12 protein-coding genes and 2 pseudogenes are annotated in these 13,694 nt (G+C 70.2%); 11 read left to right on the forward strand and 3 right to left on the reverse strand.

The window, feature by feature from the left end; genetic code table 11:
- Positions 1-16: 16 nt before the first annotated feature.
- Positions 17-2,248 (reverse strand): type IV pilus assembly protein FimV, encoded by a 2,232-nt coding sequence (locus PGB34_RS01970; protein WP_271426384.1) that lies wholly within the window; start codon positions 2,246-2,248, stop codon positions 17-19.
- Between the two features lie 78 nt (positions 2,249-2,326).
- Here PGB34_RS01970 and PGB34_RS01975 point away from each other — a divergent pair, with 78 nt between their 5' ends.
- The 5 genes from PGB34_RS01975 (at position 2,327) to PGB34_RS01995 (ending at position 7,988) form a co-directional block, all read left to right on the forward strand.
- Entirely contained in the window at positions 2,327-3,850 is a 1,524-nt protein-coding gene (locus PGB34_RS01975; protein ID WP_271426385.1) for a 3-hydroxyacyl-CoA dehydrogenase, read from the forward strand.
- A gap of 2 nt (positions 3,851-3,852) precedes the next feature.
- Positions 3,853-4,671: an oxepin-CoA hydrolase, alternative type gene (locus PGB34_RS01980; RefSeq protein ID WP_271426386.1), complete on the forward strand. Its 819-nt coding sequence runs from the start codon at positions 3,853-3,855 to the stop codon at positions 4,669-4,671.
- Between the two features lie 55 nt (positions 4,672-4,726).
- Positions 4,727-5,446 carry a Crp/Fnr family transcriptional regulator gene (locus tag PGB34_RS01985; RefSeq protein WP_271426387.1) on the forward strand — a complete coding sequence of 240 codons (720 nt, stop codon included), beginning with the start codon at positions 4,727-4,729 and terminating at the stop codon, positions 5,444-5,446.
- 130 nt (positions 5,447-5,576) lie between these two features.
- Entirely contained in the window at positions 5,577-6,683 is a 1,107-nt protein-coding gene (locus PGB34_RS01990) for a phosphotransferase (RefSeq protein ID WP_271426388.1), read from the forward strand.
- A gap of 33 nt (positions 6,684-6,716) precedes the next feature.
- On the forward strand, positions 6,717-7,988 hold the full coding sequence (locus PGB34_RS01995) for an acyl-CoA dehydrogenase family protein (RefSeq protein WP_271426389.1): 1,272 nt from the start codon (positions 6,717-6,719) through the stop codon (positions 7,986-7,988).
- Between the two features lie 94 nt (positions 7,989-8,082).
- Here PGB34_RS01995 and PGB34_RS02000 read toward each other — a convergent pair whose 3' ends face one another.
- Positions 8,083-9,399 (reverse strand): D-amino acid dehydrogenase, encoded by a 1,317-nt coding sequence (locus tag PGB34_RS02000; RefSeq protein ID WP_271426390.1) that lies wholly within the window; start codon positions 9,397-9,399, stop codon positions 8,083-8,085.
- A 145-nt stretch (positions 9,400-9,544) separates the two neighbouring features.
- On the opposite strand from PGB34_RS02000, the pseudogene PGB34_RS23095 reads away from it, so the two are divergent.
- The 5 genes and pseudogenes from PGB34_RS23095 to PGB34_RS02020 form a co-directional block, all read left to right on the forward strand.
- Positions 9,545-9,688, forward strand: a pseudogene (locus PGB34_RS23095) (Lrp/AsnC family transcriptional regulator); the annotation flags it as partial.
- 72 nt (positions 9,689-9,760) lie between these two features.
- Positions 9,761-10,015 (forward strand): annotated as a pseudogene (locus tag PGB34_RS23100) (Lrp/AsnC ligand binding domain-containing protein); the annotation flags it as partial.
- A gap of 5 nt (positions 10,016-10,020) precedes the next feature.
- A complete protein-coding gene (locus PGB34_RS02010) occupies positions 10,021-10,779 on the forward strand; it encodes an extensin-like domain-containing protein (protein WP_271426392.1) in 759 nt (252 codons plus the stop codon).
- Between the two features lie 93 nt (positions 10,780-10,872).
- Positions 10,873-11,850 carry a DnaJ C-terminal domain-containing protein gene (locus PGB34_RS02015; RefSeq protein ID WP_271426393.1) on the forward strand — a complete coding sequence of 326 codons (978 nt, stop codon included), beginning with the start codon at positions 10,873-10,875 and terminating at the stop codon, positions 11,848-11,850.
- The gene (locus PGB34_RS02020; protein ID WP_271426394.1) at positions 11,847-12,194 is read left to right on the forward strand and encodes a chaperone modulator CbpM; all 348 of its coding nucleotides are present in this window, start codon (positions 11,847-11,849) and stop codon (positions 12,192-12,194) included. The genes PGB34_RS02015 and PGB34_RS02020 overlap by 4 nt, the downstream gene beginning before the upstream one ends.
- A gap of 17 nt (positions 12,195-12,211) precedes the next feature.
- Here PGB34_RS02020 and PGB34_RS02025 read toward each other — a convergent pair whose 3' ends face one another.
- Entirely contained in the window at positions 12,212-12,745 is a 534-nt protein-coding gene (locus tag PGB34_RS02025; RefSeq protein ID WP_271426395.1) for a GlcG/HbpS family heme-binding protein, read from the reverse strand.
- 397 nt (positions 12,746-13,142) lie between these two features.
- Here PGB34_RS02025 and PGB34_RS02030 point away from each other — a divergent pair, with 397 nt between their 5' ends.
- Positions 13,143-13,676, forward strand: a complete 534-nt coding sequence (locus tag PGB34_RS02030; protein ID WP_271426396.1) for a GAF domain-containing protein — start codon at positions 13,143-13,145, stop codon at positions 13,674-13,676.
- Positions 13,677-13,694: the final 18 nt, after the last annotated feature.

Consider the following 13,694-nt stretch of genomic DNA (forward strand, 5'->3'; position numbering starts at 1 on the left):
CCGCGCGCGCCGTCGCTCAGGGCTGGCGGCGCGGTGCCTGCGGGCTGCCGCCGGAGCCGCCGCCGGATTTGTCGGGCCGCGGGCGCGAGGGCGCAGGCGGCGGCGTCTCGTCGGCACGCGGCACCAGCCGCAGCGGCTCGTTGAGCGGCAGCGGCATGGTCGGCACTTCGGACTCCGGCTCCGGCGCGGCTTCGGGCGGGCGGCGCAGCGACAGCGGGATGGTTTCGATCAGTTGCGCCTCGAGCCGGCTCAGGTCCATGTCCAGCTCCAGCGGCGGCAGCTCTGCGCCGGACGAACGGTCATGCTCCTGCGCCAGCATCTGCGCGAAATGCTCGGGCACGAAGAGCGAGGGGTCCAGCCCCGTGGGCTCCTCGCGCAACGATGCGCGCAGGGTGCCGGCGGGCGGCGATTCGGCCGCGCCCGGCTCGGCTTCGTGCCCGGGCAGGCGCAGCAGCTCTTCCAGGGCCGGCCAGGGCTGGCCGTCCGAGAAATGCTGCTCCTGCACCAGGGCGTGCAGCATCAGCAGCTCCCGGTAGGCCGCCAGGTCGAAGGGCTCGCCATCTTCGGCACCGCTGCGAAACAGCAGTTCCTCGATCAGGTCCAGCGTCTGCGAGCTGGGCCACAGGCTCTGCAGCCGCTCCAGCGCCCAGGGGTAGTCCTGCAGCCTGCGCCCGCCCACCGCGCCAAAGCCGCGGAAGTCGGGCAGGCGCACGTTCAGCGCCTGTTGGCAGCGCTGGCGCAAGGCCTCGTAGTCGTCCTTGCGCTGCAGCTGGTGGTAGAGGTGCAGCAGCTCCAGGTAGGCCATGGCGCTGGCCTGCGGATGCGCGTCCACGTAATGGCGCAGCGCCTCCACGGCGCGCTCGTGCTCGCCCAGGGAACTGAAGAACTCGGCCTGCTGCTGCACGTCGTGCAGTTCGTCCACGTCGTGCGCACGCTCGCCCGTGGCCGCGGCCTGCGCGTGAAAGAGCGTGCTGCCGGGCACGGTGTCGGAAAAGCCGGTGGCCGCCTGCGCGGGCGCGTCCCTGTCGTCGTCCTCATCGTCCGCGGCCGCCTGCCCCACTGCCGCGGCGCCGAAGAAACGCGGCGGATCGGGCAGTTCCTCGTCGTCCGGCTCGGCCCGCCTGGACGCGCGGCGCCGGCTCAGGCGTTCGCGCATCGAAGGCTGCGGCACCGGCGCGAAAGGGCTGCCACCCTCGTCCGGCGCCCCGCCATCGGAGCGCTTGCGGACGATCCACAGCGCGATGAGCGCCAGCAACAGCAGCAGGCTCAGAAGCTGGATCAGCCAGTTGCTGTAGCGGCTTTCTCGCGCCTCGCTCAGCTCGCCCTGCAGTTGCGCGACCGTCTGCCGGTTCTGGCTGGCCTGCACGCGCAGCTCGGCCAGCGCGGCTTCCAGTTGCCGGGTGCGTTCGACCTGCTCGGGTGTGGGTGCAGCGGGCGCCGGCTGGCTGCTGCCGGCTGCGGCCTCGCCCTGCGGCAGGCCCGGCACAGGGCCCGTGACCACCGCGGTGCCCAGCGGCGTCTCCAGGCGCCGTGCGACGCGCAGCGGCATCTCCTTGGGCAACGGCTCCAGTGAATCGAGCTGCAGTCGGCTCTGCGGGGCGCTCGTGCCCGCGCCCCGGGGCGCTGAGGCGGGCCGCGCTGCAGGCTTCGCGCGCTCCGGGCTGGCGGAGCCTGCCTGCGGGCCTGCCACGGCCGCGCTCCGGCGGCTGCCTTCGCCCGGGCGTGAACGCGCAGCGGCCGTGGCAGATTCGGCGGCCGGCGCCGGTGCGCGCGCGGCGGGCGAGGAAGGAGAAGAAGAAGAGCCCGCCGCGGCAGGCCGGCGCGTGGCCACAGAGGGGTTGGCGCCTGCGGGTGGAGCGATGATGGCCGGGCGCACGGTCGGCGGGTCGGCCAGCAAGGTGAATTCGCGCGTGGTGCTGCCCTGGCAGCCCAGTTGCACGCGCAAGTGCAGCACGGGCTCCTCGATGGCGCGCGTGCTGCGAATCGCCAGGTAGGGGCGCTCGGGCGTGGGGCCGGGCTCCAGCACGGCCTGCACGGCGGTGGGGCTCTGCGTGGCGTCGCCCTGGCGCAGTTCGACCTGCGTACACAGCGATCCCACCGCCTGCGCGTTGTCGAGCACCACCGGCACGCGCAGCGCGAGCGGGCTTCCCAGCCACAGGTCGCCCTGCGGCTGGCCCACTCCGAGGGCGGCCGCCTGCCGTCCAAGGAAGGTTACAAACAGGGCGACGACGATGGGGTGTAAGCGCAAGACAGCCCCTTGAGGTCAAAAGTATTCACATTTTGACATTTTTGTTAACTACTGAGAAAACAAGGAAACAAGCAAGACATGACTGCCGTGAATTTTTACTCAGTTGGGATCGTAGGTGCGGGCGCAATGGGGCGTGGCATCGCACAAATCGCAGCCCAGGCCGGCAGCACGGTGTACCTGTTCGACGCTGCAGCGGGGCAGGCAAGCCAGGCCAGGGACACCATCTTCGCCCAATGGGACCGGCTGGTCGAGAAAGGCCGCATGAGCGCCGAACAACGGCAGGAACTGGCCACGCGGCTGAAAGCCACGGACACGCTGGCGGGCCTGGCCGGCTGCGACCTGGTGGTGGAAGCCATCATCGAGAACCTGGCCATCAAGCAAAAGCTGCTGGCCGAGCTGGAGTCGGTGCTGGCGCCCGAGGCCGTGCTCGCAACCAACACCTCCTCGCTGTCGGTCACGGCCCTGGCGGCCGGCCTGCGGTATCCGCAGCGCTTTGCGGGCTACCACTTCTTCAACCCGGTGCCGCTGATGAAGGTGGTGGAAGTCATCGCCGGCATCCGCACCGATGCGGCCGTGTGCGAGCGGCTGCGCGGCTACGCGCGGCAGATGGGCCACAGCGCCGTGCAGGCGCAGGACACGCCGGGCTTCATCGTCAACCACGCGGGCCGCGCCTATGGCACGGAAGCGCTGCGCATCGTCTCCGAGGGCGTGGCCGACTTCGCCACCGTCGACCGCATCCTGCGCGAGCAGGCCGGCTTCCGGCTCGGCCCCTTCGAACTGATGGACCTGACGGGGCTGGACGTGTCGCACCCCGTGATGGAGTCCATCTACCGCCAGTACTACGAAGAGCCGCGCTACCGGCCCAGCGTGATCGCCGCGCAGCGCGTGGCCGGCGGCGTGCTGGGCCGCAAGACCGGCGAAGGCTTCTACCGCTATGCCCAGGGCCAGGCCGAGCAGCCCGCCGAACAGGCCGTGCCGCAGGTGGATGCCCTGCCCCCGGTCTGGGTGCCGCCGCGCGCCACGCGCCGGGGCGAACTGCTGCGCCTGGTGCATGCGCTGGGCGCGCAGCTCGAAAGCGGCAGCGCGCCTTCGGCGCAGGCGCTGATCGTGGTGGCGCCGCTGGGCTTCGACGTCACCACCGTGGCCGCCGTGGAGCGCCTGGATGCCACGCGCACCGTGGGCATCGACATGATGGTGGACGACACCGCCACCCAGCGCCGCGTGCTGGCCACCAACCCCGCCACGCGCACCGACATGCGCGATGCGGCGCATGCGCTGTTCGCACGCGATGGCAAGGCCGTCAGCGTGATCCGCGACAGCGGCGGCTTCGTCACCCAGCGCGTGGTGGCCAGCATCGTCAACATCGCGGCCGACATGTGCCAGCAGCGCGTGTGCACGCCCGCCGACCTGGAAACCGCCGTGACGCTGGGCCTGGGCTATCCACAGGGCCCGCTGGCCATGGGCGACCTGTACGGCCCCACCAGCGTGCTGGAAATCCTGTTCAATCTGCAGACCGTCTATGGCGATCCGCGCTACCGTCCCAGCCCCTGGCTGCGCCGCCGCGGTGCGCTGGGCCTGAGCCTCAAACATGAAGAGACCTGAACATGCCTGGTGAACTGCGCAGCCACAGCGAGGGCAGCACGCTGGTGCTGACCCTGCACAACCCCGAGCAGCGCAATGCGCTGTCGCCCGAGATGTACAGCGCCGGCGTGGAAGCGCTCAACGGCGCCGAAGGCAGCCGCGACGTGCGCGCCGTGGTGCTCACGGGCAGCGGCGGGCACTTCTGTGCCGGCGGTTCCCTGCAGCGGCTGCAGGCCAACCGTGAGCGAGAGCCCGAGGTGCAGGTCCAGAGCATCGAAGCCCTGCACAGCTGGATCGAGGCCATCCGCACCTTCCCCAAGCCCGTGATCGCGGCTGTCGAAGGCGCGGCTGCGGGCGCCGGCTTTTCGCTGGCGCTGGCCTGCGACTTCGTGGTGGCCGCGCGCGATGCCGTGTTCGCGGCTGCGTACAGCCAGGTGGGCCTGTCGCCCGACGGCGGCCTGAGCTGGCAGCTCGCGCGCGCCCTGCCGCGCCAGCTCGCCAGCGAATGGCTGATGCTGGGCGAGCGGCTGGCGGCCGAGCGGCTGCATGGCGCGGGCCTGGTCAACCAGCTGTGCGACAGCGGCCGCGCCCTGAGCAGCGCGCTGAAGCTGGCCGACAGCCTGGCCGAGCGTGCGCCCAACGCACTGGCCAGCATCAAGGACCTGCTGGCCGAAGCGCCGCAGTCCACGCTCAACACACAATTGGGGCTGGAGCGCGATCACTTCGTGCGCAACCTGCACCACCCCCATGCAGGCCTTGCCATCGAAGCCTTCCTTGCCAGAAGCAAGCCCGGCCATCCTCAGCCGCCCAGCCCGCAAGCGGGCGCGCAGCCCACCGCATGACGCGCCGTCCCCCGCGCGACAAGCTCATCAATTTCAGTCGCTCATAAGACAGAACATGGACGATCCCATTCTTACCATCGACGAACGAGAGGCGATCAACAGTGGTCGCTGGTTCACTTCACTATCTCCCTCGCTGCGGCACGACATCCTCCGATGCGCCTTCGTCAAACGCTACAAGGACGGCGACCTGATCGCCGCGCGCGGCGATCCACCCGATTCGTGGATTGCCTGTGCGAAGGGCGCGGTGCGTGTGAGTTCCACGGCGGTGTCGGGCAAGCAGATCACGCTGACCTACGTGGAGCCGGGCATCTGGTTCGGCGACGTGGCGATGTTCGACGGCGACCGGCGCACGCACGATGCGTATGCGCATGGCGAGACCACCATCCTGTGCGTGGCGCGGGCCGACTTCCAGAAGATCCTGTCGGCACACATCGAGCTGTACGAGGCGCTGATGCGGCTGCAGGCGCGGCGCATCCGCACGCTGTTCGGGCTGGTGGAAGACCTCAACACGCTGCCGCTGCGCGCGCGCCTGGCCAAGCAGCTGGTGCACCTGGTGCGCAGCTACGGCACGCCCAACCTGGCAGACGCCTCGCAAACGCGCATCGGCCTGCAGCTGGCGCAGGAAGAGCTGGCCCAGCTGCTGGGTGCCTCGCGCCAGCGCGTGAACCAGGAACTCAAGTCGATGGAGCGCGAGGGCGCGATCCGCATCGAGCCGGCCGGCCTCATCGTGCTGGACCGCGAAGCGCTCACGCGCATCTCGCAGGCCGACAGCTGAGCCTGCGCAGGCACGGCCGGGCCTGCGCGCCCGGCCTGCCTTTCTTCCCCGCCCCCTTCTTCCCATCCCGCCGGGCAGCGACGCGGCGCGCCGCCGCATGCCCGCACCGCAGCGAGAGCCAGAGACAAGCATGAGCCAGGATTTCAGCGCCTTCGAGGGCACGCGCGCCGTGTCTGCCCAGCATGCCTTCGACACCGAGGCCCTTGCCGCATGGCTGGACCGCAACCTGCCCGGCTTTGCCGGCCCGCTCACGGTGCAGATGTTCAAGGGCGGCCAGTCCAACCCCACCTACAAGCTCATCACGCCCACGCGCAGTTATGTGATGCGCGCCAAGCCCGGCCCGGTGGCCAAGCTGCTGCCCTCGGCCCACGCCATCGAGCGCGAATACAAGGTGATGAAGGGCCTGGCCGGCACCGACGTGCCCGTGCCCACCATGTACGTGCTGTGCGAAGACGAAGCCGTGATCGGCCGCGCCTTCTACATCATGGAGTGCATGGAAGGCCGCGTGCTGTGGGACCAGTCCCTGCCCGGCTTCAGCAACGCCGAGCGCGACGCGTACTACGACGAGATGAACCGCGTGATCTCGGCCCTGCACACGGTGGACTTCGCAGCCCGCGGGCTGGCCGACTTCGGCAAGCCCGGCAACTACTTCGAGCGCCAGATCGGCCGCTGGAGCAAGCAGTACAAGGCCTCGGCCGACGGCGCGGGCGAACTCTCGCAGCCCATCGAGGCCATGGAGCGCCTGATCGACTGGCTGCCCGCCCACATGCCCGCCAGCGCCAAAGACCAGAGCCAGGTCTCCATCGTGCATGGCGACTACCGCCTGGACAACATGATGTTCCACCCCACCGAGCCGCGCGTGATCGCCGTGCTGGACTGGGAGCTGTCCACGCTGGGCCATCCGCTGGCCGACTTCAGCTACCACTGCATGTCCTGGCACATGCCGCCGACCACGGGCCGCGGCATCGGCGGCGTGGACCTCGCGGCGCTGGGCATTCCCAGCGAAGCCGAATACATCCGCCGCTACTGCGAGCGCACGCGCATCTCCACGCCCGAGGCCCTGGCCCCGGACTGGAACTTCTACCAGGCCTACAACCTGTTCCGCATGGCCGCCATCCTGCAAGGCATTGCCAAGCGGGTCGAGGCCGGCACCGCATCGAGCGAGCAGGCCGTGGCATCGGCACGCGGCGCCCGTCCGATGGCCGAGATGGCCTGGGCTTTCGCCCAAAAGGCATGAGCCTTCATTTCTGATTTTTCCCAAGGAGACCCCATGGACTTCGACTACTCGGCCAAAACCAAAGCACTCCAGAAGCGCGTCAGCGACTTCATGGACGAACACATCTTCCCGGCCGAAGCCGAGTACGCTGCCGAACTGGCCGCGAACACCGCCGCCGGCAAGCGCTGGAGCGCGCTGCAGGTCATCGAGAAGCTCAAGGTCAAGGCCCGCGAGCAGGACCTGTGGAACCTGTTCCTGCCCAACGACACGGCCGAGATCGCCAAGAAGAAGGGCGGCGGCCTGACCAACATGGAGTACGCGCCGCTGGCCGAGCTGATGGGCCGCGTGGGCTGGGCTTCGGAAGTCTTCAACTGCTCGGCGCCCGACACCGGCAACATGGAGACCATCGCGCGCTACGGCAGCGACGAGCACCGCGACAAGTGGCTGCAGCCGCTGCTGGACGGAAAGATCCGCTCGGCCTTCGCGATGACCGAGCCCGAAGTGGCCTCCAGCGACGCCACCAACATCTGCACCCGCATCGAGCGTCAGGGCGACGAGTACGTGATCAACGGCCACAAGTGGTGGATTTCCGGCGCGGCCGATCCGCGCTGCCAGATCTTCATCACCATGGGCAAGAGCGACCCCGAGGCAGCCAAGCATTCCCAGCAGAGCATGGTGCTGGTGCCGGCCGATGCCAAGGGCATCCGCATCGTGCGCCCGCTCAACGTGATGGGCTATGACGACGCGCCGCACGGCCACGTCGAGATGTACTTCGAGAACGTTCGCGTGCCGGTCAGCAACATCCTGCTGGGCGAAGGCCGCGGCTTCGAGATCGCCCAGGGCCGCCTTGGCCCCGGCCGCATCCACCACTGCATGCGCCTGATCGGCCTGGCCGAGCGCGCACTGGAGCTGATGTGCAGGCGCGCCTCCTCGCGCGTGGCCTTCGGCAAGACCGTGGCTTCGCAGACGGTGACGCAGGAGCGCATCGCCGAGGCCCGCTGCAAGATCGACATGGCGCGCCTGCTGACGCTCAAGGCCGCCTGGCTGATGGACATCGCCGGCAACAAGGTCGCGCGCAGCGAGATCGCGATGATCAAGGTGGTCGCACCCAGCATGGCCTGCCAGGTCATCGACTGGGCCATGCAGGTGCATGGCGGCGGCGGCATGTGCGACGACTTCCCGCTGGCCTACGCCTACGCCCAGGCCCGCACGCTGCGCTTTGCCGACGGCCCCGACGAGGTGCACCGCAACGCCATCGCCAAGTGGGAGCTGGGCAAGTACGCGGCCGACAAGCGCGAGGAAGCCTCGCCCGTCACGCGCTTCTGATCCACGCCGCAAGGCGGTCCATGCACATGCCGTGCATGTGACGCGAAGAAAAGCCGGCCCCCACAAACGGGCCGGCTTTTTTCTTCTTTGCGGCTCAGGCCGGCTGGGGCTGCGTTGCCGGGGCGAGGCGCCGCGATGCGGCGGCATAGCGCGCCATGCCCAGGCCGTCGGTGCGAATCTCGGGGCGCCGGCCGGTCACCACGTCGGCCACCACCTTGGCGCTGCCGCAGGCCATGGTCCAGCCCAGGGTGCCGTGGCCGGTGTTCAGGAACAGGTTGGCCAGCGGCGTGGCGCCCAGGATGGGCGTGCCGTCGGGCGTCATGGGGCGCAGGCCGGTCCAGAAGCTGGCCGCCGGCAGGTCGCCGCCCGGGAACAGCTCGCCCACCACCTTCTCCAGCGTGGCGCGGCGCGCGGGGTTCAGGCGCAGATCAAAGCCCGCCACCTCGGCCATGCCGCCCACGCGGATGCGCTGGTCGAAGCGCGTGATCGCGATCTTGTAGCTCTCGTCCAGCACGGTGGACTGCGGCGCCAGCGCGGCGTCGCGCAGCGGCACGGTGAGCGAATAGCCCTTGAGCGGGTACACCGGCACCTCCAGGCCCACGGCCTGCAGCGCCTGGCGCGAATAGCTGCCAAAGGCCATCACGTAGCGCTCGGCGCGCAGCACTTCGCCAGCCTGGCCCGGCGCTGCGCCCTGCAGGCGCACGCCGGTCACGCGGCCGCCCTCCTGCAGCAGGGCCTGCACCTGCACGCCGAGGCGGAACTGCACGCCCAGCGCGCGGGCCTTCTCGGCCAGCTGGGTGGTGAAGAGCTGGCAGTCGCCCGTCTCGTCGCCCGGCAGGCGCAGCCCGCCCACCAGCGCGCCGCCCGTGCGCGCCAGAGCCGGCTCCACGCGGGCCAGGCCCGCGCGGTCCAGCAGCTCGAAGGGCACGCCGCACTCGCGCAGCACCGCGATGTCGCGCTGCACGGCATCGAGCTGCTGCTGGGTGCGAAAGACCTGCAGGGTGCCGCCGGTGCGCTGCTCGTACTGCAGGCCGGCTTCGGCGCGCAGCGTGCGCAGGCAGTCGCGGCTGTACTCGGCCACGCGCATCATGCGTTCCTTGTTCACGGCATAGCGGGCGGCCGAGCAGTTGCGCAGCATCTGCGCCATCCAGCGCAGCTGGAACAGCGAGCCGTCGGCGCGGATGGCCAGCGGCGCGTGGGCCTGGAACATCCACTTGAGCGCCTTCAACGGAATGCCGGGCGCGGCCCAGGGCGTGGAGTAGCCCGGCGAGACCTGGCCCGCATTGCCGAAGCTGGTTTCCTGCGCCACGCCGTCCTGGCGCTCCAGCACCGTGACCTGCGCGCCGGCCCGCGCGAGGTAGTAGGCCGTGGTGATGCCGATGACGCCGCCGCCCAGAACGATCACTTGCATGGAAGACTCCGCTGCCCCAAGGGGCCAGACAAGGGTGAAGCCCTGAATCTAGGCCGGCCATGGCCGAATATTTGCTGGTTCTTTTGATGATTTGCAGCAAAATTTGCTGCACGATGCCCGCCACCCCCGTGTCCACTCCGAAGAAATGACTGCTTCGCTCGACCGCACCGACCGCAGGATCCTGGACATCCTCCAGCGCGAGGGGCGCCTGGCCATCACCGAACTGGCGCAGCGCGTCGGCCTGTCCACCTCGCCCTGTTCGGAGCGCGTCAAGCGCCTCGAGAGAAGCGGCGTCATCACCGGCTACCACGCCCGCGTCTCGCCGCAAGCGCTGGGCAAGACGCTGCTGGTCTTCGTGGAAATCAAGCTCTCGGCCAAGTCCAGCGATGTCTTCGACAAGGTGAGGAACGAGCTGCTGCACATGCCCGAGGTGCTGGAATGCCACCTGGTTTCGGGCGGCTTCGACTACCTGGTCAAGGCGCGGCTGCGCGGCATGGGTGAGTACCGCCACCTGCTGGGCGACATCCTCAAGAAGCTGCCCGTGCCGGCCGAATCGCACAGCTACGTGGTGATGGAGGAAGTCAAGGAATCGCTGGTGCTGCCGGTGGACCGCTGACGCCCATGCAGCCTCAAGCCTCCAGGCTGCGCCGCTGGCTCCTGCGGCTGTGCGTGCTCTCGATGCTGGCCGCCGCCGCGGGTGCCTACCTGGCCGGCTGGCTGCGGCTGCCGCCGCGCTGGGACCCGCTGGCGCCGCTGGTCGTGCAGGAGCCTGCGAACTGGCTCACGCCCTTCAAGCTGCGCCGCACGCGCGCCGACGACGCGCTGTGCCTGCTCACGCTGCGCGATGCGGGGCTGCGCTTTTCTCCCCTGCCCGACCGCGCGCCCGTGAAGGGCTGCGGCCTGGCCAACGCCGTGCGGCTCGAAGCCGGCCAGCGCACGGCCCTGAGCCGGCCCACCGTGCTCAGCTGCCGCGCCGCGCTGTCGTTTGCACTGTGGGAGCGCCACGGCCTGCAGCCGGCCGCGCAGGCCGAGCTGGGCCAGCACGTGGCGCGCATCGAGCACCTGGGCAGCTATGCCTGCCGCGACATCAACACCGGCGACGGCCGCGCCACCGGCCGCCGCAGCCGCCATGCCACGGCCGATGCCCTCGACGTGAGCGGCTTCACGCTGGCCGATGGCCGGCGCATCCAGCTGCTGCGCGACGCGCCCCGCCCCTGGGACGATGCCACGGCCCTCGCGCGCGAGGCCGACGCCCGCTTCCTGCATGCCGCGCATGCCGGTGCCTGCCGCGCCTTCGACGGCACGCTGGGCCCGGGCTACAACAGCGCGCACCGCGACCACTTCCACCTCGAAGTCGGCGGCTGGCCGCTGTGCCGCTAGCCGCTGCAGCCGGCAGGCGGCCCCGGCCGACTTGCAAGCCCGCCCGTGCGCCCCCAACATCCCTGCAATCACTCTTTTCCGATTGCCAGCGCCATGGACTTCAAGGACTACTACACCGCCTTGGGCGTGGAGCGAAAGGCCTCCGGCGACGAGATTCGCAAGGCCTACCGCAAGCTCGCCCGCAAATACCATCCCGACGTCAGCAAGGAAGCCGACGCCGAGCAGCGCATGAAGGAGGTCAACGAGGCCTACGAGGTGCTGCAGGACAGCGAAAAGCGCGCCGCCTATGACGCGCTGGCAGAGCGCGTGGCCAGCGGCCCGCAGGGCCGCGGCGCGCACGGCTTCACGCCGCCGCCCGGCTGGGACCAGGGCTTCGACTTCAGCCGGGGCGCCGCCGCGGGGCCGCACGCCGACGACGCCGATTTCAGCGAGTTCTTCTCCTCGCTGTTCGGCGCCGCCCAGCGCCGGCAGGCCCAGCAGCGCCAGGCCCGCATGCGCGGCGAGGACCAGCACGCGGCCATCGAGATCGACCTGCGCACCGCCCTGCGCGGCGGCGAACGCACCCTGCAGCTGCAGACCCTGGCGCTGGACGCGCAGGGCCAGCCGCAGCGGGAGCAGCGCACGCTGGAAGTGCGCATTCCGGCCGGCGTGCGGCCGGGCCAGTTGATCCGGCTCGCGGGCCAGGGCCAGCCCGGCCATGGCGGCGAGCCTGCGGGAGACCTGTTCCTCGAAGTGCGCATCGCGCCCGACGCGCGCTTCCAGATCGACGGGCAGGACATCACGCTGCAGCTTCCCGTGACGCCGAGCGAGGCGGCCCTGGGCGCCCAGGTGCGCGTGCCGCTGCCCAATGGCGACGAGGTGGAGGTCACGGTGCCACCAGGCTCGCGCGCGGGCCGCAGGCTGCGGCTCAAGGAGCGCGGCTTTGGCGGTCGGACGCCGGGCCACCTGTACCTGGCGCTGGAGATCGTGCTGCCGCCGTCCGACTCGCAGGCCGCGCGCGCGGCCTACGAGGCGCTGGCCAAGGCCAGCAGCGGCTTCGACCCGCGCCGCAGCCTGGGAGATTTCGCATGAGCCACAGCACCACCATCCGCCAGACCCTCGTGAGGGTGAGCCACTGCGTGGCCGTGGACGATGCCCATCCGCTGCAGCTGGCCGAACTGGCCCGCGCGGTCGGTCAGCACGAGCAATGGGTGCTGCAGCTGGTCGAGGCCGGGCTGATCGCGCCCACCGAGCCGCAGGCTCCCGCGGCGCAGTGGGCCTTTGCCGGCGAAGCCCTGCGCTGCGCGCGCGAAGCGCGCCGGCTGCAGCGCGACTTCGACGTGGACCTGCAGGCCGCGGCGCTGATCATCGACCTGCAGCAGGAAGTGCGGCGCCTGCGCGCCCTGCTGGGCCGCGCAGGCCAGGGCCTGGAATAGGGTCAACAGGCCCTAAATCAGCTGCCCAGCAGCGACTTCACCGACTCCAGGCCGGCATTGGCGCATTGCTCGTCGAGGTGGCCGCCAGGCGCACCGCCCACGCCCACGGCACCGATCACCTCGTTGCCAACCTTCACGGGCACGCCGCCGCCCAGCAGCAGGAAGCCGGGGATGTGCACCAGGTTGGCCGCGCCGGGGTTCTTCTGCGCGTTCTCCATCATGGCCTGCGTGGGGGCCTTGGCCGAGGCCGAGGTCCAGGCCTTGCGCTCGGCGGCACCCACGGTGTGGGGGCCTGCGTTGTCAGCGCGCTGGATCGCGCGCACGACCCCTGCCCGGTCCACCACGGTGGCGGTCACGGCATAGCCGTTGGCGGCGCAGGCGGCCACCGTGGCCGAGGCCAGCTGGTTGGCCAGCGCCAGGCTCATGTTGCGCTCGACGCGCGGCGCCACCGGCTGCGCTGCAGCCTGCTGGGCCTGTGCAGTGGCCAGCACGCCAGCACCCAGCAGCACGCAGGCGCCGGCACGAGACAGGAATGTGCGCGAGAAAGACATGTGGATCTCCGTTGTAGGTGGAACAGGATGGAAAGAAGGGGCTCCGGTGCCGAGCAAGGCGCTGGGCAGGCGGCCAACGCACTGTAGGAATTCCAGCGCCGACAAGCCATTCGTCCGGCTACGCGCGCACTGCGTAGAACTACGGAGCCGCGTTTCGGCGGCTCCATGGGCGCGCCGTCTTTCCCTTGGCGCCTTTGCGAGAACCATTGGCTGACTCGCAGGAAGGCCGGTGTCTCGTTAAAATTTACATTCATTAACACTTTTGACCAGTGTTGCCCTGCAGGTGATGCGTCTCGGCCGCGCGTCCAAAAGCCTTTGAAAAACGGCCGATTCAGCGATGACATCCCTGCCCTCTGCCCTTCCTTCCTCTTCGTCCGCTGCCCCCCTTGCGCCCGCCTTGCCGCCGCCCGGCCAGGGCGAGATGCAGGTGATCTGTGCCGACAAGCCCTTCCGCGCCGATGAGGTGTCGGTGGCGCGCGCGGTGGGCGAGTTGCTGCAGGTGGTGCGCGAATCGCTGGCGCTGGAAGTGGTGTTCATCGGCCAGATCTCGGGCGGGCGCCGCTACTTTCGCCACGTGAGCACGGCGCTGGCGCCCGCGCCGATTGCCGAGGGCGGCTCGCACCCGGCCGAGGAGTCGATCTGCCAGCGCCTTCTGGACGGCCGCGTGCCGGCACTGATCCCCAGCGTGCGGGAGATCGCGCAGGCGCAGCAGTTCACACCCGAAGTCTGTGCGCTGAGCAGCCACATCGGCGTGCCCGTGTACCTGCCCGACGGCCGGCTCTACGGCACGCTGTGCGGCTTCAACCTGCGCGAAGGCTCGGCGCTGGACGAGCGCGACGTGAAACGGCTCGAAGTGGCCGCCAGCGCCGCGGCCCGGCTGCTGGCCCAGGCCGACGGCAGCACGCAGGCGCTGGACGTGGCACTGGCCTGAGCGCCGGCGCAGGCCCGT

The organism is Xenophilus arseniciresistens (assembly GCF_028023875.1).
GTDB classification, from domain to species: Bacteria; Pseudomonadota; Gammaproteobacteria; order Burkholderiales; family Burkholderiaceae_C; genus Xenophilus; species Xenophilus arseniciresistens.

What these genes read in the sequence shown, in the direction of transcription:
- PGB34_RS01975 (WP_271426385.1), top strand. Translation starts at nt 2,327, where the DNA reads ATGACTGCCGTGAATTTTTACTCAGTTGGGATCGTAGGTGCGGGCGCA.
- PGB34_RS01980 (WP_271426386.1), top strand. Translation starts at nt 3,853, where the DNA reads ATGCCTGGTGAACTGCGCAGCCACAGCGAGGGCAGCACGCTGGTGCTG.
- PGB34_RS01985 (WP_271426387.1), top strand. Translation starts at nt 4,727, where the DNA reads ATGGACGATCCCATTCTTACCATCGACGAACGAGAGGCGATCAACAGT.
- PGB34_RS01990 (WP_271426388.1), top strand. Translation starts at nt 5,577, where the DNA reads ATGAGCCAGGATTTCAGCGCCTTCGAGGGCACGCGCGCCGTGTCTGCC.
- PGB34_RS01995 (WP_271426389.1), top strand. Translation starts at nt 6,717, where the DNA reads ATGGACTTCGACTACTCGGCCAAAACCAAAGCACTCCAGAAGCGCGTC.
- PGB34_RS02000 (WP_271426390.1), bottom strand. Translation starts at nt 9,399, where the DNA reads ATGCAAGTGATCGTTCTGGGCGGCGGCGTCATCGGCATCACCACGGCC.
- PGB34_RS02010 (WP_271426392.1), top strand. Translation starts at nt 10,021, where the DNA reads ATGCAGCCTCAAGCCTCCAGGCTGCGCCGCTGGCTCCTGCGGCTGTGC.
- PGB34_RS02015 (WP_271426393.1), top strand. Translation starts at nt 10,873, where the DNA reads ATGGACTTCAAGGACTACTACACCGCCTTGGGCGTGGAGCGAAAGGCC.
- PGB34_RS02020 (WP_271426394.1), top strand. Translation starts at nt 11,847, where the DNA reads ATGAGCCACAGCACCACCATCCGCCAGACCCTCGTGAGGGTGAGCCAC.
- PGB34_RS02025 (WP_271426395.1), bottom strand. Translation starts at nt 12,745, where the DNA reads ATGTCTTTCTCGCGCACATTCCTGTCTCGTGCCGGCGCCTGCGTGCTG.